Source organism: Arthrobacter sp. SPG23 (assembly GCF_000876655.1).
GTDB lineage: Bacteria > Actinomycetota > Actinomycetes > Actinomycetales > Micrococcaceae > Arthrobacter.
In genome coordinates this window covers 1-17,357 of the sequence record NZ_JYCN01000028.1, presented here as the reverse complement: position 1 = coordinate 17,357, position 17,357 = coordinate 1, and the positions used below count along the sequence as shown (strand labels likewise).

Sequence of the window (17,357 nt, the reverse complement as noted above, 5' to 3'; positions counted from 1 at the left end):
CGGAATAACCGCGGCGCCACTCATAGGAGTACACATGTCCAAGAGCACCGTTCTCACCCTGGTCGGCAGCCTGCGCGCCGGCTCCACCAACCAGCAGCTGGCCGAAGCGATCCAGCTGAACGCGCCGGAGCAGGTTGACGTGGTTATCCACGAGACCTTGGCCAACATCCCGTTCTACAACGAGGACATCGACGTCGAGGGCCAGGTTCCGGCCGCCGCCGCAGCCCTGCGCGCCGCCGCCAACGACGCCGATACCCTCCTCCTGGTGACCCCGGAGTACAACGGGACCATGCCGGCGCCGCTGAAGAACGCCATCGACTGGCTGTCCCGCCCGTACGGTGCAGGCGCCCTTGCCGGCAAGCCCACCGCCGTCGTCGGAACCGCGTTCGGCCAGTTTGGCGGCGTCTGGGCGCAGGACGAAGCCCGCAAGGCCGTCGGCATCGCCGGCGCCCAGGTGCTCGAGGACGCCAAGCTGGCCGTTCCCGGCTCCATGGCCCGCTTCGCAGAAGTCCACCCCAAGGACGACGCCGAAGTTGTGGAGCAGATCAAGGGCGTCTTCACCGCCATCGCAGATGCGCGGACGGTCGCAGCGGCCTGATTCCGGCCACTACCCGTTTCACCCCGGAACGCCCCCGGCAGCAGAAACGCTGCCGGGGGCGTTCTTGTTCACAGTTGCCCCGGCGGGGCCTGCGCTTTACATTGAGGCATGGCCAACTCTCCCGAGCACGAGCGCGTCCTGGAACTTCAGGACCTTATTGTCGGCACCCAGAATGTCGCCGAGTTCCTGGAGCGCCTGTCGGTCATGGCGGCCGGGGCGCTGAGCCGTGACACCTCCGTGAAGATCGAATGCGGCGTCACGCTGAAGCGGCGGCGCCGGACCTTTACCGTGGCCGGAAGCAGCCCGAAGGCGGTCCTCCTGGACGAGATCGAGCAGCGCATCGGGGACGGCCCGTGTATCGAGGCGCTCAGAATCAAGGAACCGGTGCTGCTGGCCGACGTGGACAATGATCCGCGCTGGCCGGAATACCGCAAGGCGCTGGCGGACGAAGGCTGCCGGGCAACCCTGGGTGTGCCGCTGGAACTCGGCGAGGACGCGGCCGCCGCACTGAACTTCTTCGCGTTCGGACCGGGTGTCTTTACCGCTGCCGTCATCCGGGAGGCCGTGGAGTTTGCTGATCTGGCCGGCGGCGCCGTGCGGCTATCGGTGAAGCTGGGCACGGCGCAGTCGCTGGCGGACGATCTGACGGCTGCCATGGAGAGCCGCACGTCCATCGATCTGGCGTGCGGTGTGATCATGGGCCAGAACCGGTGCACCCAGGCGGAGGCGATGGCCATCCTCACCAAAGTGTCCAGCAACCGCAACCAGAAGCTGCGCACGGTGGCCGAGGAAATGCTGGCCAACCTGGCCGGCGGCGACGTCCGGACCCACTTCGACGCGTAACTTAACGCACGACGCCGGTTGGCTGGGTTGCCGCCCGTCTAGGATGCGAGCGCACCGCGGCTGACAAGGCTCAGCCGGCGGCCACTCCCCTGCCGGTCAGTCTTTCGGCGAGCCCGGAGAGCAGGATGCTGATGCCCTCATCCAGCTCCGCCGCGCCGTCGTAGTCCGCCAGCACGGGCGCGAGCTCGCGCAGGTGGGGGAAGTCCCGGGCGGGGAGCCGGTGGAGGCCGAGCCTCAGCAGGGCAACATTTTCTTCGGCGTCCACAATGAATTCCTGGAGTTCATTGAGGATGTGGCCGTACAGGAAGCCGTAGTACGCGCGGTACACATGCAGGGCGTTGTTCGGCTCAAAGCCCGCCTCGATGAGCAGCCCCAGAATCTGCTCCAGCGGGCGCAGCGTCCCCAGCGGCCGGAGGCCCAGCGGCGTGGACAGCGGACGCGTCACCAGCAGGGGCACAACATTGGGGTGCCGGAGGGCCAGGAGCCGGAGGTCGTGCGCGATCCGGCGGAGCTGGGCCTGCCAGTCGGGGTCTGTCGGGAAGATGGCCAGCTCGTTGAGGACCAGTTCGGTGATCCCGTCCAGCAGGTCGGCGCGGTTGGCCGCGTAGCGGTAGAGGCCCATGGGGTCCCGGTCCAGGGCCTGGCCCAGGCGGCGCATGCTCAGGGCTTCGAGCCCCTCGGAGTCCACCAGTTCGAGGGCTGTTTGAAGGACCACCTCACGGTTCAGCCGTTTTCTGGAGTCTGTGTCCTGCGGGGCTGACATGGCGGGGGTCCTTACGTCGGTGTGGCCAGTGGGTGGGGGCATGTGGCTGCCCACTCTTGCTTAACCCGTAGTCTACGCCTAGAGTCTACGGTGTAGATGCATTCCACGGAGACTATTTTTCTAGCCCTTTGGATGCGGCTCGTCACTGCTGCTAATCCAGGGCGTGGAACGCCTCAGGCCTTGTGCAGGGATTTGAGGTGCAGCTGCTGTAGCCGAATGGCGGCACTTGACGCACAGTATGGAAAAGAGCCAATCATGGGCGTTTCAAAAATTGACCGATTTCTCAGCGAAGCCACTACTCCGGACCAGGACGGCGACGCATCCCTCAGGAAAGACCAGCTCTACGGGCTGTACACCAGCTGGTGCATGCTCAACCAGTTCATCCCGGCCACAGCCGGGGAATTCTGGTCGGAGATGAAGACGCGCAGGATCAGGTCTGCGGACAGCCGCCTGCGCATGACGGGTGCCGCCGCCGCGGACTACATCCTGGCAACCCGCCCGGCCCTGGTCTAGCAGACCAAAGGCCCGGCAGAAGCACGACGACGAGAGGCCGGTTCGCGGTCAGCCTTGGGGGCTGACCCGGGAACCGGCCTTTTTCGCGCCCGGACGCGCACGGCCTCCGCTCCGCCGTGCCGGCGCCGCCTACCGGGGCAGCGCCTTCATCCCGCTCTTCGAAAGCGACGATCGCTGGCCGCAGTTGGAGCAGGTGATGCGGTACGTGCGGGACATGGTGAAGATCGGAACGAAGAACACCGTGAACTTGGAGGCCCGTTCCTCGAGGTGCTGCTCCACATACTGGCCGCAGTAGCGGCACGCCGAATGCCTGCCGGGCAGCGCCCGCAGGACGGTCTTGAGGCCGAACAATAGAAGCATCTGTGCCTTTCCGGGTTCCCCGCCGCTTCGATGGCGCCGGGGTGGCGAAACACCCGATTGATCAGGGTGCTTACGATCTAATAGTAATCATGCTTAGTATTAGGTGAGGTTTAACCAGCAGACCCAACACCGTGCCCCCAGCCGCGGTCTCCCGGAAGGCAGGCAATTCGCACATGGCTTTGGCCCAGCAGAACAGACCGGCAGGATGGTCCACCCACCGCCTATTGTCGACGGCGGCGCGGCTGGACGAGCGGCGGATCAACCGGCGGCTCGTCGGCCTGGGACTCACGAAGTCGTCCTTCGATGCCCTGGACTGCGTGGAGGAGCTGGGCCCCGCCACCCAGAACTGCCTGGCCGACGAGCTCGGAATCACCGCCCAGAGCCTAGGTAAGATCCTGGACCGGCTGAAGGACCTGGGCCTCCTCACCAAGGAACGCGGACCAGGTGACGGCAGGAGCCGGAGCGTCCGGCTGACGCCCCGGGGGCGGTCCGTGCTCCGGACGGCCGAAGAGCTGGTCCGCGGGCTCCCCCGCCCCGAGCGCGACGTCGAAGTGGACCTGCGCCGGCACCTCGAACAGCACATCGCGCACCTCTCGGAGACGCAGCTAACAGACTCCCAACAGGCCCAGGCCCAGGCCCGGCCGTAGGACCCGCAACCCTGTTAAAGCTGTTAAAGCTGTTACAGAAGTGACAGAAATAAAGCTGAGTGAATCTTGAGCTTTCCTTGGCCGCCACTTGAGTGTGCCCCCTAAGACTCAAGTCATCGGAGCCGGACTGGCCCCGAGGGTCTGCGGATACACCGCACAAGGTCAAGGGGCACTGCAATGAGCAAAGTAGCTGGACGCAAAAAGCGCATCATCATCACCACCGCCGCCCTGGTGGCCATCGGCGGCGGCGCAGCCTTCGCCTACTGGACTGCCGCCGGCGTCGGCGACACCACCACCACGGCCGGCACGCCCACCAACTTCACCATCACCAGCACCGTCGCCGGCGGCGCACTCTCCCCCAACGGCCCCACCCAGACGTTCACCTTTACCGTCACCAACCCCGGCACCGGCGTCCAGAAACTCACCAACATCACCGCCGCCGTCGCAGGCACCAACGGCGCCGCCTGGACCAGCGTCACCGGCTGCTCCAAGGACGACTTCGCCGTGGGCAGCCCGTCCTTCACCGCCACTGAAATCCCTGCTAACGGCTTCATCACCGGCACGGTCACCCTACAGATGGTCGACCGTCCCGGCGTCAACCAGGACGGCTGCAAGGGCGCCACTGTACCCCTGCACTTCGCCGCCAGCTGAAGAGCCCACGGCATAACCATCCTTCTCAACACCGCAACGTTCATTCCCCAATGGTGAACGTGGCACCCCCCGCCACCCCCTGAGCCAATCTCGAGAAGGTGCGTATGTCCGGCAGGCGCAACACCAGCTCCCCCGGAAGCCCCCGTGGCTTTCGGCGGGGGCTGGTGCTGTTTCGGCGCCTGTTCGGCCGCGGCGTCGCCACCGGCGCTGTGCTGGTGGTGGCAACCCTCTTTGGCGCCACGGCGGCTTCCGCTTTTTGGCCGGCCACCGGAACGGGAAGTACGACGGCGGCAGTCGCCACCCTGGCACCGCCCGCCAATGTGACAGTCCCGTCGAGCAGTAACTCGACTGTGGCGGTGTCCTGGACCGGGTCAACCGGCATTCCCGCCCCGACCGGCTACTACGTCACCCGCATCGCCGGCACCACGGCAATGCCTGCCTGCGGCAGCAGCCCGGCCACCCTCATCACCGGCGCCAGCTGCACGGACGCGTCCGTTCCTGCGGGCACGCATCAGTATGTCGTCACGGCGGTGTACCGCTCCTGGACCGCAAGCAGCCTGCCCAGCGCAACGGTGACTGTCAGCAGCGCCACCTTCTTCAACTTCGCTGTCCAGCCGGCCACCACCGCCGTGGCCGGATCGGCGCTGCCGTCCGTCACGGTAGAGCTGCGCACCGCGTCGGGGACCAAGCTGCCGACGCCAGGGGTTCAGGTGACGGTCGCCATCGGCGCCAACCCGGGCGGCGGCACGCTCTCCGGCACGCTGACGGCCACCACCAACAGCCTGGGCGAGGCAACGTTCAGCGGCCTGTCCATCAACAAGGCCGGCACCGGCTACACACTCGTTGCGTCCAGCCCCGGGGTGTCCGGCGCCGTGAGCTCAACGTTCACCGTTACGGCAGCAGCCGCCACCCAGCTGGTGGTCTCGGGGCCGGCCTCGGGCACGGCGTCCGCAACCGCAACAGTGGGGCCGTTCACCGTGCAGCGTCAGGACGCCTACGGGAATCCCGTGACGGCCGGCAGCACCGACGTCGCCCTGGCCTCGAACTCCAGCGGCACCAAGGTGTTCGCCGCAACCGCCGTCGGCGCAACCGTCACGAAGGTGACCATTCCGGCAGGGGCCGCGTCGGCGTCGTTCTTCTATGGCGATACCAAAGCCGGAACCCCCACCGTTTCGGTCAGCGCCGTGGGCATGGCGGCGGCTGCACAGCCGGTCACCATCTCCGCCGCAGCGGCGTTCAAGCTCCTGTTCGGGCCCACGCCCATCGCCCCGGTCAAGAACGCGGTGATCAGCCCGGCCGTCACGGTCAGCGTTGTGGACACCTTCGGCAACCTGACTGCGAGCACGGCCGCGGTCACGGTGTCGTCCCAGTGCGTCCTGAAGGGCACTCTCACCGAGACCGCTGCGGGCGGTGTGGCCTCATTCCCGAATCTCACCTTCTATGGCAACGGGTCCGGCTGCACCGTCGTCGCCACCAGCGCCCCGCTGCAGTCGGCCACGAGCAACACCTTCAGCTACGGCTGACCCGGGCCCGGCCACAGCTGGTGAAGCGGGTGTTCGCGCAGGATGCGTATGGGGCTGCTGATACGAGTGGTACCTGAGGGGAAGACGGGTAGATGGTACTCGTGCCTCACCCGGCCACCGGTTCCTACAGTGGAGTCATCGCAACCGGCCGGACAAGGGCTGCTAACTGGCCCAGGTGGTCCCGGTTCCGGACGGGCGATACCAAGGGCCCGCCATTGGGTGGTGCAGGAGCTGAGCACCCTGCCCCTGCCCGACGGCGGGCCCTTTACACTGCTTGCGCCGGGACCGGCCGCGTGCTGGGATGTACGCAGGCGACCCGCCTCACCGGTTTTCGGGCCGGCCACAGATGCAAAGGAGCTTCATCATGGCAGGACTCAGCAGCAAGTTCGACAAGGCGTACGAGGACAAGAGCATCGAGGAGTTGGCCAAGGCGCCCGTCGGCGCGCTGCAGGGCGTCTCGGACGACGATGCCCAGAAGCTTCAGGATGCCCTGGGCATCAAAACGATCAAGGACCTGGGTACCAACAAATACTTCCTCTGGGCACAGGCCATCGCCAAGCTGGCCGAATAGGCGCTGCGGGCAGCGGCGCCCTTCGGGTCAGACCCGGAACAGCGCCGCTGCCACCACGCCCGCGGTGAGCACCAGGAGGACGCCGAGCAGCAGGTAGCCGCGCCATTTGGGGCCGGAGCGGTGCGGGTTGATGTCTACGTAGGGCATTACCGGCGGACCTTTACGGGAACGGGCTTCACTGCGGCGCCGCGCTTGAGGCGGAGCAGCAGGTATAAAGCGGAGAACGGAATGAACAGGGTTCCCATTAGTGCGCACAGCGCAAAGGCATAATCGGTCAGGTCCACGGAATTACCTCCAGGATGCGTCGTTGCACTCGAGGCTGGCGTTCAGGACTTAAGACTCTGGCGGCCGGCAACGAACGGTGGGATCCCCCATGTCGGATCGCTGCTCACCCTACGTGGGCCGCGGCACATTTGTCCAACGCAGTAAAGCGCGGCACAAATACTGTCAACAACGTGCCGGATTTACGCCCTGGGTTTCCGCACTCAGCGCTGCAGCGCCATCAGCACCACCGCGGCCGTGGCCACAGCCAGCGCCGCCAACCCCACGTTGCCCAGCACGCGGAGGCGCCCCCTCCGGAGTTCACGTCGTGAATCCCGCGCGGTCAGTCCCTTCACATAATTCCCCATGCCGGCGATAGTACCGGCACAATCTTTCCGGGAAACCAAGTCAAGCGGATTATGACGCCAGGCTAGAGTGACCAGCTTTTGGATTTCGACGCGCGGCTGAAGCGGCCTGAGGAAGCAATCAGTGCTTTACACCTTCCTATCAATGCCGATAAATTGCGCGTGTGCCGGTCCACGCAAAGCAATACGCAGCTTGGCTGGAGGTCGCTGGAGACCTTCTCCGACGGCCCGAGCATGCGCCATTTCCTCGGGAAGAAATCGCAGGTCAGCTGAACTCCTCCCTGAACGCAGCGTGCTCGAGCTGGAGTCGCGTAGGTGTGAACGGCGTCGACCAACTTTTAGGCTGCTGGCCGGGAAATTATCTTCCTAGGAAGCCTCCGGGAGATAGGGCAGCGGATTCCTCATGGCAACCTTTACTCCGTTGGTATGCACTTACAGGAGAAACTGCGCCCCAAACCATGGGACGCGTTCCACCGGCGATAGCTGACGCAGGCATCCAAGCTGAGTGGGCCGAGATTGCCCGACCGTTGGGGATCAACTACCAACTGTCGATACCGGTGTCGATCGCGGGGGGCATACACCAAGCATTTGTGATCTCCCGACCAGATCGAGAGTTTGACGATGGCGAACTGGCTCTTGCCGCGCTCGTACAACCGATTCTTCAGGTGCTGTTCCGCCAGCACGGATCTTTCACTGAAGCGTTGATTCCCGCCGTCCGACAGGAGGTGAACTCGTTTCTGACCAGCCGAGAGCTACAAATATTAGCTCTTCTTAGCCAAGGCCTCACTGCGGAGTCACTAGGGCATCGCCTCCATATCTCGCCCCTGACAGTGCGCAAACATCTCGAGCACATTTACCGCAAACTCAACGTCTCCGACAGGTTGCTGGCTGTCCAGCGCGCCACGGAAATTGGACTTCTCGACTGACGTTGCCAGTTGTAGGTCTTAGGACCGGTTCAAAGTGGCCACAGCACTCGGACTACCACACGAACCTCCCCCGCCTACCCGAGCTATACGCGGTTGCGCGTATAGCTCGGTCCGCAGGTGACGCAATAGCGTAATTGATGTGGCGCACCATCTGGATTCTTCAGGAATCGCCACTCAGACAGTAGTTCATCAGGGGGTCCTTAGGGTCTCTCCCTGTCAGGGCGTTCTGCCCATAGCGGCGACTGCCCTTGTGGTCGCACATTGATCGGGTAGCCGAACGTACGTTCCAACAAAATGCATGATATTTACAGGAGGCAAATCATGACCGGAAGTGTGTCAAAAGTCCTGAGCGCAACGTTTGCGGCGTGTACCGTCCTGGCGCTAGGGGCAGCACCAGCAACAGCTGCGAGCAGTACCGGCGCCCAAACCTACCAGCAGAATTTTTGTGAAGTCTTTGGCCCGTACACCGTATGCAGCATTTCGCACGGTGAATACACCGTTGTCACCACCCCGAGCGGAAACACGATGTATCAGAACAATGGCAAGTTCGAGTACACCATCTCCGTGAACGGAGAAATTTACTATTCTTCCGAAGGCACCGCTCACAATCAGTATTTGTTCAAGAAAGGAGAGCTCCAGGAGAACCACTACCGCGCCTCGCAGACTGATACTCAGCCGGGCCAAACCTGTACCTACTCGTACGCGTATCATTTCGCGAACGGCCAGGTGCAGTTCGACAACAACGGATTCGAGTGCGTGCCCGTTTGAATGAAACGATCCGTTGCAAGCAGCTGTGCCGTCAGGTCGGCTACGCTGTTCGGCCGGCTACCTTCAAGAGGTTCCGAATGACACTAACGGTCATCCGCTAGTGTCATTCGGGTGCTAGGCCGGCGGTTTCCGGGGGCATGTTCTGCTGGTCCAGCCAGGATCGGACGGGGTACGGATCATCAGCGACGATGTTCCTCGCCACAAAGCGGCGGATCGCTTCCTTGACGGCTCTAATCATGCACTTACGCTACGGGCCGGCAACTCCTCCAGACAGAGTGGTCTGTACTCGTCTCTTTCGCCTCTGACCACTCGTTTATGGTCGAATTCGGTACTTGTTTTACGCCAGTTCCGCCGTTTGGTGTTAGCGGACCCTTTACGGATTCATTAAGTGTGATTACTGCTGGAATTTAAACATTTGCGCTGCACCTAGCGCCGGTTTCAGCGGGAGGAGCATACTTTTAACGCCGCCCCAATTGATGGATAATTTCCACCCGGGCGGCTCATTCACCGGCCTGCCCATCGGGCCCGCCGGCATCCTGGCGAAGGCGGGCATCTCGCACCCCGCGCTTCGCGTCCCTTACCGAACAAGGAAATCTCGGGTCTCAGAGGGTTGGAACAAAAAATGAGGAATCGCACCAAAACAGGGCTGATGTCCATGGTGGCCGCGGCCGTCCTGGCCGTTGGGATGGCCCCCGGTACCGCCGTCGCGCACGAGGGCTCAGGGCACGGCGGCGGCTCGGACAAGAGTGATGACTGGAAGAAGAACTCCGAGCAGCGCAGGCTGGTGAAAACGCTGCGGGATGTCACGGACGATTACCGCTGGCTGGATAACGCAAAGAAGGACGGCTACAAGAAGATCACCGAATGCATCGAGAAGGACGGCGTGGGGGCCATGGGCTTCCATTACGCCAAGGAGTCGTTGATCGATGACAAGACGCAGGCCCGCAAGCCGGAGATCCTCGTGTACATGCCCAACGAGCGCGGCCGGATGAAGCTGGTGGCGGTGGAGTACCTGTCCACGGCAGCGGAGCGGCCGGAACTCGCCGGTGTGGACTTCGATAACGGCCCGTTCCCGGGCACGTTCGCGCTGCACGCGTGGGTGTGGAAGGACAATCCGGACGGCATGTTCGCCGCGTACAACCCTGCCCACAGCTGCCCGAAATAGCGGCCGGCCTTCGTAGGTAAGGGTTACGCGTGAAGGATGGCGGCACTGCGGTTCGCCCGCCGGGCCGCCGCCCTTCACACCGTTGGCGGGGCGTCAGCCCTTCGCGGTGATCAGTGCCTTTTGCAGCAGGGGAACCAGCTTGCTGTTCCGGCCCCAGACGGGGTCGAAGATCTGCAGTTCCCAGCACTCGGCCAGGGACTTGGCGAGTGTCTCGTTGGTCCAGTCGGTGTAGGTCTCATGGGCGTAGGAGGGTCCGCCGGAGCTGCCCAGCCAGGTGAACTCCCTGGCGCCGTCCAGGGTCACGCAGATCTGCCCGGTGCCCGATTCGCCCGGAGGGAAAATCAGCACCACCAGGTCCGTTTCCACCAGCACCGCGGAAATGATGGCTGCCGACTGCTCGGTGCAGCGGCCGGTCACAAAGGCGCGCTGCCCGTGGCCGCCGGACAGCTCCGCCCCGGGCTGCGAGTCGTCCGTCAGGAAGCCAAGCCGGTTGATCGCGGCCAGGGCCTCGCTCAGGGGGCCGTTCTCTCCGGCGTACTGCGGCGCGGTGTAACCGGGCACGTAGCTGAGGGAACCCTCGAGCCAGCGTGCGGTCAGTTCACAAGCACCTTCGAGCGTGGTGCAGTTGCGCCACGCGTCCTCGTCGGGGACACCTTCAAACATGCACTGTCTCCTTTAGTTCCCCAATGGTCACTAGCAGAATGTATCACTGCTCACAGTGGTCACGCTTGGTCACTTCCGTAACACGTTGGCGGGGAGCGAGCCGCCGTCAGGGCTGCACTTTGTAGCGGTACATGAACGCGGCCATCTGGTCCCGGAGAATGGACGCCGCCGGCCGGAACGTGGTGGATCCGTCCGTTTCCTTCCAGCCGTTGCTGATGCCCTGCTTGGCCAGCCAGGAGATCTCCTTGTAGAAGGTGTGGGTGACGGGGATGTCCGCAAAGGGGGACGTTGCGTCCGGCACGAAGTCGGGGGAACCCGGGTGCAGGTGGAGGTAGTGGCGGTAGAGGAAGGCTGCCATCTGGTCCCGATTCACGGTGGACGCCGGCCGGAACGTCCACGTGTGGTCGGCCTCCTCCCAGCCCTTGCTGATGCCCTGCTTGGCCAGCCAGGAGATCTGCTTGTAGAAGTGGTGCGTGGTGGGCACGTCCGCGAAGGGCGACTGCGCCGGCGGCACAAAGTCCGTCGGGCTGCCTGCAAGCCGGTAGAGGAAGGCGGCCATCTGGTCCCGGTTCACCTGCTCTGCCGGGCGGAAGACGCGAGTGCCGTCGGACAGCGTCCAGCCTTCCGTGATGCCCTTGAGCCCCAGCCAGTCGATCTCGGTGTGGAACGCTGACGCGGACGTGATGTCGTTGAACACCACGGGGCTGAAGGTGAAGGTCCAGCTGGAGGCCTGGCCGGCCACCAGGGCGTAGCCGGCGGTGGCGCGGGAGGTCACGGTGACGGTGCCGCTACCGGCGTAGGTTGCGGCGGGAACCACTTTCCCGGCCACCAGGTACTCCACGCCGGTGGCCGAGGGCACCGTGTAGGTGTCGTTGGGGGCGCCGATCTTGTCCGTGAACTGCACCGGGGCCGGAACCGCACCTGTGGCCACGGTGGCTGTGGAAGCGCTGGTCCGCTGCGCGGACAGGTAGGCGTCTTTGGTACCCGTGACTCGTACCGCGAGGGTCTTTCCTTTGTCGTCCGCGGTCACGGTGTAGGTGCTGGCTGTGGCACCGGTGACGGGCGCGCCGGCACGAAGCCACTGGTAGGACAGCGCCACCGGCGCCGGCTGCCATACGCCGGGGTTCGCGGTCAGGATTCCGCCCACAATGGCCTGCCCGCTGATGACGGGGTCATAAGGGGCCGTCACGGGGGCGGGCGCCACCGTGGCCGTGGGCGCGGAGGTCATGGAGACGCTGGCCCCGAAGAACCGGCTCCCTGTCACCGTGACGGCCAGGGTGGCGCCAACGTCCGCGGGCTGCAGCTGGTAACCCACGGCCTGCGCCCCCGGGATGGCGGTACCGTTCCGCTTCCACTGATAGGAGAAGGTGATGTCGCCGGGCGTCCAGTTCTGGACAACGGCGGACAGGTAGTTCCCGACGACGGCCTGGCCGCTGATGGCGGGGGTGGTCCCGGTGATGGTCCGGTCCGGCTGGAAGTTCAGTGCCGCCGTGGCGTCCAGCGCCCCGCTGCCGCACGTTTTGGGGCTGACGCAGGCCCAGGAATAGTTTTTGGCGGTGGCTTTCATCCGCGTTTCCACGTTGGCCGGGGTGGCCAGGTCCCCCAGCCGGGACATGAGCAGCGCGGCAAGCCCGGAGGCGTGCGGGGCCGCCATGGAGGTTCCTTCCGAGGCTGCGTAAGCTTCGGAGACCACGGGCGTCGTGGTGCCAAAGTTGAATGCCACCGCGATTCCGTCCTGCGACGTCTGGGTCATGTCGCCGCCCGGTGCCGCGACGTCAACGGTGGATCCGTAGTTGGAGTAGGGCGCAAGGTAGCCCGTGCGGGCGACGGCGGCCACGGAGATCACGTTCTGGCAGTTGGCGGGGCTTGACGAGGAAGCCGGCATGTTCTCGTTCCCGGCGGCGGCCACCACTGCCGCGCCCGTGCCGTAGGCGAAGTCCACCGCGTACTGCAACGTGGCCGAGCAGGGCTGGGCGGCGCCCAGGCTGAGATTGATCACGCGGGCCGGGGTGGGGTTGGAGGGCAGCCCGGCCACGCTTCCGCCGGCGGCCCAAATGATGCCGTCCGTGATGTCGGAGAGGTAGCCGCCGCAGGGGCCCAGGGCACGGACCGGGAGAATCTTGGCCTCGGGGGCGACCCCGGCGAGGCCCACGCCGTTGTTCGTGATGGCGGCGATGATGCCGGCCACCTGGGTGCCGTGCCAGGAGGACGGGCTGGCCGGGATGCCGTCACCGCACATGCCGGCTGCGGTCCAGTCGCCTTCATCGCGGGGATTGGCGTCCCGGCCGTTGGAGTCGCGGGAGTAGGCGGGATCGGACATCATGTCGTATCCGGGGAGGATGTTGGCATTCAGGTCCGGATGGCTGGTGATCCCGGTGTCCACCACGGCCACCACCACGCCGGCTCCCTTGGTGGCCGTCCAGGCACCCGGCAACCTCATCCCGCCCGAGGCGTCCCCCAGCGCCCACTGCTGCGAGTAGAGGGGATCGTTCGGGGCGGCGGCCGGGTACATCCTGCTGTCCGGTTCGGCGTATTCGACGGCGGGGTCCGCCTTCAGCGCGGCCAGCGCCTTGCCGGTTTCTGCGGCATCGAGGGTGCGGTCCGGGCGCAGGACGCGGGCTCCCGCCGCCGTCGCGCGTATGTCGGAGACGGGAACGCCGACGTCCCGGGCAACAGTGCTGACGGATTCCTTGCGCAGGGCGGACCCGGGCGCGGCTGACTCCTTGAACTTCACAATGAACTGGTCCGTGGCGGCATCGCTGCCGGCAGCCGCATGAGGCGGCGCCGGCGCTGCGGGAAGCACGGGCGCATCGTCGGCCACGGCCGGAAGCGGAAGCGACGAGCCGCACAGCAGTGCCACTACACCGGGTATCAGGAGACGGGAAGACAGACGGGTGCGCAGAGCGTGCAACATCGCGAAATCCTAGGGGCCAGGCGTCGACCCCCCCAGGAGCCGGACCGCGGGAAAACAGAGACCGCGAAATCCGCGTCAAGCACGAGTGTAACAACGTTTGATTTATTGTCACGAACGTATTTTCCGGGCTGCCACGAGGGCTAAGAACTGGCCCGGCGGCGGCAGATCTGGTCTGCCGCCGCCGGGTTTTCATGCCGTTCGGGTCACGGCAGGTTGGCGTAGCGGTACATGAACGCAGCATCTGGTCCCTCAAGATCGAAGAGCCGGCACGGAAGGTCTTGGACCCGTCGGTTTCGGTCCAGCCATTGGTGATGCCTTGCTTGGCCAACCAGGAAATCTGTTTGTAGAAGTTGTGGTTGGTGGGGATATCCGCAAACGGGGCAGTGGCTTCCGGCACATAGTCGGGCGAGCCCGGGTGCCGGTAGATGAAGTGCCGGTAGATAAAGGCAGCCATCTGGTCGCGGTTGACCGTCGCCGCCGGCCGGAAAGTCCAACTGCCGTCAGCTTCCTTCCAGCCCTCGCTGATCTTGGCCGTCCAAAGCCAGGAGATCTCCTTGTAGAAATTGTGGGTGGTGGGCACATCCGCAAAGGGCGACTGGGCCGGCGGCACAAAGTCCGGGCTGCCGGCCAGCCGGTACAGGAAGGCCGCCATCTGGTCCCGGTTCACCGGCTGTGCAGAGCGGAAGGTCCGGGAACCGTCCGGCTCGGTCCATCCCTGCGTCACGCCTGCTGTTGCCAGCCAGGAAATTTCCTTGGCGAACGCCGACCCCCCGTTGATGTCGCGGAACGGCGGTGCCGGTTCAACGGCTACGGGTGCCGAGTCCGCGGTCACCGTTCCGTACCCGGCTTTGACGCCGGTCACCCGCACGGTGAGGGCAGCCCCCACGTCGGCGATCGCCAGCTTGTAGGCTGCCGAGGTTGCACCGGCAATCGCGGCTCCGGAGCGGTACCACTGGTAGCTCAGCGAGTCCGGTGCCGGCGTCCAACTACCGGGTACGGCGGTCAGCGTGGAACCGACGGTGCGGCTGCCGCTGATCGAAGGCGTCGACGCCGAAAGCCCCCCTTGGAACGTAACCGTCCACTCGGCGGTAGCGCCCTCGGCAAGGACGTAATCCGTCTTTGCCCGCGCCGTCACCGTGACCGTGCCGGAACCGGGGTAGTCCCCCGCCTCCACAACCTTGCCGTCCACCAGGTACTCAACGCCTTCTGTCGCCGGAATGGTGTAGGTGTCCTCGGCGGTGCCGTCGTTGTCCGTGAAGACGACGGCTGCCGGCGTCACCTTGTGTGGGGTCGCCTTGAACGTGAATGCCCATTCTGCGGCCGCGCCCTCGGCGAGAACGTAATCAGCCGTGGCCCGCGCCTTCACAGTGACCGTACCCGCACCCGGGTGCGTTCCAGCCTCGACGACGGTGTCACCCAGAAGGTATTCAACGCCCTCAGTGGCAGGAACCGTGTAGGTGTCCTCGGCAATGCCGTCCTTATCCGTGAAGACCACGGCTGCAGGCGTCACCTTGTACGGGGTCGCCTTGAACGTGAATGCCCATTCTGCGGCCGCGCCCTCGGCGAGAACGTAATCAGCCGTGGCCCGCGCCTTCACCGTGACGGTTCCCGCACCCGGGTGCGTTCCAGCCTCAAGAACCTGGTCGTTGACCAGATATTCGACGCCTTCCGTCGCAGGGACCGTGTAGGTGTCCTCGGCAGTGCCGTCCTTATCCGTGAAGACCACCGCTGCAGGCGTCACCTCATACGGGGTCGCCTTGAACGTCGTGCTCCACTCGACTGCAGCGCCCTCGGCCAGAACGTAATCCGCCTTAGCCCGCGCCTTCACCGTGACGGTCCCCGAACCCGGATGCAGTCCGGCCTCTACGACCTTGTCGCCGATCAGGTACTCAACGCCCTCGGACACAGGAACTGTGTAGCTGTCCTCCGCGGTGCCGTCCATATCCGTAAACACGACGACCGCAGGCGTCACCCCTTTGAACCTATCCAAATTGACAACGCCTATTGTCTGGAACCCGGTGGACCTATTACCAAGCGTGTCATCCAAGGGATACAGATTGGCGTTCCACTGGCCCGTCGCCGCACCCTGAGGAATCGTCATCGTCCGCTCCCAGACACCATCCCTTGCGTCACCAGAGACCAGCGCCAACGCACCAAACCCCTGAGTCTGACCCGACGCACCGTGCCCCAACAGCACATACGGAGCCTCCACCCCTGCCTGATCCGTCAGCCGCACCGACACCTTCACCGTCGCCGGCCCATCATCCAAATTCCACGACGTAGGCGACACCGACGAACTCACCAGCACAGGCCCCACCACATCAGCCGGAGCGCCAGCCACATCAACTGTTCCGATCGTCTTGAACCCGGTGGACGTGTTACCCAAAGTGTCATCCAAGGGATACAGGGTCACTTCCCATTCCCCCGTGGCGGCACCCTGAGGAATCGTCATCGTCCGCTCCCAGACACCATCCCTTGCGTCACCAGAGACCAGCGCCAACGCACCAAACCCCTGAGTCTGACCCGACGCATCGTGCCCCAACAGCACATACGGAGCCTCCACCCCTGTCTGATCCGTCAGCCGCACCGACACCTTCACCGTCGCCGGCCCATCATCCAAATTGAACGACGTCGGCGACACCGACGAACTCACCAACACCGGCCCAGCCACATCGCCTGGAGAGCCTGCAGTTTCCGTGAAATCGTGGGACCACTCGAACTGCGATCCAGCGGCCAACGTATAGCCTGTTTGCGCTCTCGCAGTGACCGTAACTAAACCACGGCCCATACGGGGACCAGACATAGCCAGGTTCCCCGCAATCAGATAGTCGATGCCGGTGACCTCAGGAATGATAAGGATGTCGTCCGCTATACCGTCTAGGTCAATAAATGTGACGGGAGCTGCCGCGACTTCAACGTCGCCCTCCCCGTCCTCGATAAGATTCCTAAACGAGTGCGACCATACTGATGTGGAATCTGGCGCCAATTCGTAGCCTGCCTCCGCTCTTGCGGAAACTGTCACCAAGCCCAAACCCGGATATGTTCCAGCTTCGACGACCGTCTCATCGACCAGATACTCGACACCCTCGATGGCAGGAACTGTATATGTATCCTCTGCTATGTCGTCCACATCTGTGAAGACCACGGCCGCGGGATGTACAACGCCGCCAATGTTGACGTTTAGCTGGCTGAAGTCGAACGTGGTCGTCTTCGGATCCTGCAGACCCGAGGGGTACTTATACAACGAGCCGCTGGGACGATAATCAATCACGCGATTGTCCGCCTGGACATAAACGGACTGAACAGTCAGCGCGCCTGCGGCATATCGAGAACCGTCTACAACAGCTACAGCCGTCCCCGAGTAAGCTGCCTCCCCACTGAAGGTGGCTTGGTGGCTGTTGCCGAGCGAGTCCGCGAAGTAGACCGCCACAAACGATGCCGGAACGTCTTCAACGGTCCAATCAATCGTCACCGTGTCACCCGGACGCGCAACGTCAGGCGACGTACGCTCGATGCTCAACAACGACGACGGCACAGACAAATCCACGGGCGTTTCAACGTTGATGTTTAGCTGGCTGAAGTCGAACGTGGTCGTCTTCGGATCCTGCAGACCCGAGGGGTACTTATACAACGAGCCGCTGGGACGATAATCAATCACGCGATTGTCCGCCTGGACATAAACGGACTGAACAGTCAGCGCGCCTGCGGCATATCGAGAACCGTCTACAACAGCTACAGCCGTCCCCGAGTAAGCTGCCTCCCCACTGAAGGTGGCTTGGTGGCTGTTGCCGAGCGAGTCCGCGAAGTAGACCGCCACAAACGATGC

At 64.3% G+C, this 17,357-nt stretch carries 17 protein-coding genes and 2 pseudogenes; 10 read left to right on the top strand and 9 right to left on the bottom strand.

The features are described from left to right. Nucleotides 1–34: 34 nt before the first annotated feature. Together TV39_RS19285 and TV39_RS19280 are read left to right on the top strand one after the other, a co-directional pair. Nucleotides 35–598, top strand: coding sequence for an NAD(P)H-dependent oxidoreductase (locus TV39_RS19285; protein WP_043484847.1), 564 nt, complete (start codon nt 35–37; stop codon nt 596–598). 108 nt (nt 599–706) lie between these two features. Beyond that, nucleotides 707–1,441, top strand: a complete 735-nt coding sequence (locus TV39_RS19280) for a GAF and ANTAR domain-containing protein (protein ID WP_043484846.1) — start codon at nt 707–709, stop codon at nt 1,439–1,441. Nucleotides 1,442–1,511: 70 nt separating this feature from the next. Here TV39_RS19280 and TV39_RS19275 read toward each other — a convergent pair whose 3' ends face one another. Then, complete coding sequence (locus TV39_RS19275) at nt 1,512–2,204, bottom strand: TetR/AcrR family transcriptional regulator C-terminal domain-containing protein (RefSeq protein ID WP_043484844.1); 693 nt, start codon at nt 2,202–2,204, stop codon at nt 1,512–1,514. A gap of 255 nt (nt 2,205–2,459) precedes the next feature. Between TV39_RS19275 and TV39_RS19270 the strand changes: the two genes are divergently transcribed. After that, nucleotides 2,460–2,717: a hypothetical protein gene (locus tag TV39_RS19270; protein WP_043484842.1), complete on the top strand. Its 258-nt coding sequence runs from the start codon at nt 2,460–2,462 to the stop codon at nt 2,715–2,717. Nucleotides 2,718–2,846: 129 nt separating this feature from the next. Here TV39_RS19270 and TV39_RS19265 read toward each other — a convergent pair whose 3' ends face one another. Beyond that, entirely contained in the window at nt 2,847–3,077 is a 231-nt protein-coding gene (locus TV39_RS19265; RefSeq protein WP_043484840.1) for a zinc-ribbon domain-containing protein, read from the bottom strand. A 173-nt stretch (nt 3,078–3,250) separates the two neighbouring features. On the opposite strand from TV39_RS19265, the gene TV39_RS19260 reads away from it, so the two are divergent. The 4 genes from TV39_RS19260 (at nt 3,251) to TV39_RS19245 (ending at nt 6,469) form a co-directional block, all read left to right on the top strand. Further along, a complete protein-coding gene (locus tag TV39_RS19260; RefSeq protein ID WP_082049903.1) occupies nt 3,251–3,724 on the top strand; it encodes a MarR family winged helix-turn-helix transcriptional regulator in 474 nt (157 codons plus the stop codon). A 177-nt stretch (nt 3,725–3,901) separates the two neighbouring features. Next, the gene (locus TV39_RS19255; RefSeq protein WP_043484837.1) at nt 3,902–4,375 is read left to right on the top strand and encodes a hypothetical protein; all 474 of its coding nucleotides are present in this window, start codon (nt 3,902–3,904) and stop codon (nt 4,373–4,375) included. A 164-nt stretch (nt 4,376–4,539) separates the two neighbouring features. Next, on the top strand, nt 4,540–5,898 hold the full coding sequence (locus TV39_RS19250) for a hypothetical protein (protein ID WP_043484835.1): 1,359 nt from the start codon (nt 4,540–4,542) through the stop codon (nt 5,896–5,898). Nucleotides 5,899–6,262: 364 nt separating this feature from the next. Then, a complete protein-coding gene (locus TV39_RS19245; RefSeq protein ID WP_043484833.1) occupies nt 6,263–6,469 on the top strand; it encodes a hypothetical protein in 207 nt (68 codons plus the stop codon). A 146-nt stretch (nt 6,470–6,615) separates the two neighbouring features. On the opposite strand, the gene TV39_RS22305 is transcribed toward TV39_RS19245, so the two are convergent. Next, on the bottom strand, nt 6,616–6,753 hold the full coding sequence (locus TV39_RS22305) for a hypothetical protein (protein ID WP_160292512.1): 138 nt from the start codon (nt 6,751–6,753) through the stop codon (nt 6,616–6,618). A 201-nt stretch (nt 6,754–6,954) separates the two neighbouring features. Beyond that, nucleotides 6,955–7,098: a hypothetical protein gene (locus TV39_RS22300; protein ID WP_160292511.1), complete on the bottom strand. Its 144-nt coding sequence runs from the start codon at nt 7,096–7,098 to the stop codon at nt 6,955–6,957. 455 nt (nt 7,099–7,553) lie between these two features. Between TV39_RS22300 and TV39_RS21480 the strand changes: the two genes are divergently transcribed. Both TV39_RS21480 and TV39_RS22185 read left to right on the top strand, forming a co-directional pair. Next, on the top strand, nt 7,554–8,021 hold the full coding sequence (locus tag TV39_RS21480) for a helix-turn-helix transcriptional regulator (protein ID WP_052500636.1): 468 nt from the start codon (nt 7,554–7,556) through the stop codon (nt 8,019–8,021). 321 nt (nt 8,022–8,342) lie between these two features. Next, a complete protein-coding gene (locus TV39_RS22185) occupies nt 8,343–8,789 on the top strand; it encodes a hypothetical protein (protein ID WP_144406475.1) in 447 nt (148 codons plus the stop codon). A 103-nt stretch (nt 8,790–8,892) separates the two neighbouring features. Here TV39_RS22185 and TV39_RS22755 read toward each other — a convergent pair whose 3' ends face one another. Further along, entirely contained in the window at nt 8,893–9,027 is a 135-nt protein-coding gene (locus TV39_RS22755; RefSeq protein WP_268747803.1) for a hypothetical protein, read from the bottom strand. A gap of 384 nt (nt 9,028–9,411) precedes the next feature. Here TV39_RS22755 and TV39_RS19230 point away from each other — a divergent pair, with 384 nt between their 5' ends. Continuing rightward, nucleotides 9,412–9,954, top strand: a complete 543-nt coding sequence (locus TV39_RS19230; protein ID WP_052500635.1) for a hypothetical protein — start codon at nt 9,412–9,414, stop codon at nt 9,952–9,954. Nucleotides 9,955–10,047: 93 nt separating this feature from the next. On the opposite strand, the gene TV39_RS19225 is transcribed toward TV39_RS19230, so the two are convergent. From TV39_RS19225 to TV39_RS22655, 4 genes and pseudogenes are all read right to left on the bottom strand, one after another. Next, nucleotides 10,048–10,617: a DUF6919 domain-containing protein gene (locus TV39_RS19225; RefSeq protein ID WP_043484828.1), complete on the bottom strand. Its 570-nt coding sequence runs from the start codon at nt 10,615–10,617 to the stop codon at nt 10,048–10,050. A gap of 106 nt (nt 10,618–10,723) precedes the next feature. Next, complete coding sequence (locus tag TV39_RS21870; protein ID WP_235347451.1) at nt 10,724–13,057, bottom strand: S8 family serine peptidase; 2,334 nt, start codon at nt 13,055–13,057, stop codon at nt 10,724–10,726. 138 nt (nt 13,058–13,195) lie between these two features. Next, nucleotides 13,196–13,531 (bottom strand): annotated as a pseudogene (locus tag TV39_RS22870) (hypothetical protein); the annotation flags it as partial. Nucleotides 13,532–14,237: 706 nt separating this feature from the next. After that, nucleotides 14,238–15,473 (bottom strand): annotated as a pseudogene (locus TV39_RS22655) (peptidase S8/S53 subtilisin kexin sedolisin); the annotation flags it as partial. Nucleotides 15,474–17,357: the final 1,884 nt, after the last annotated feature.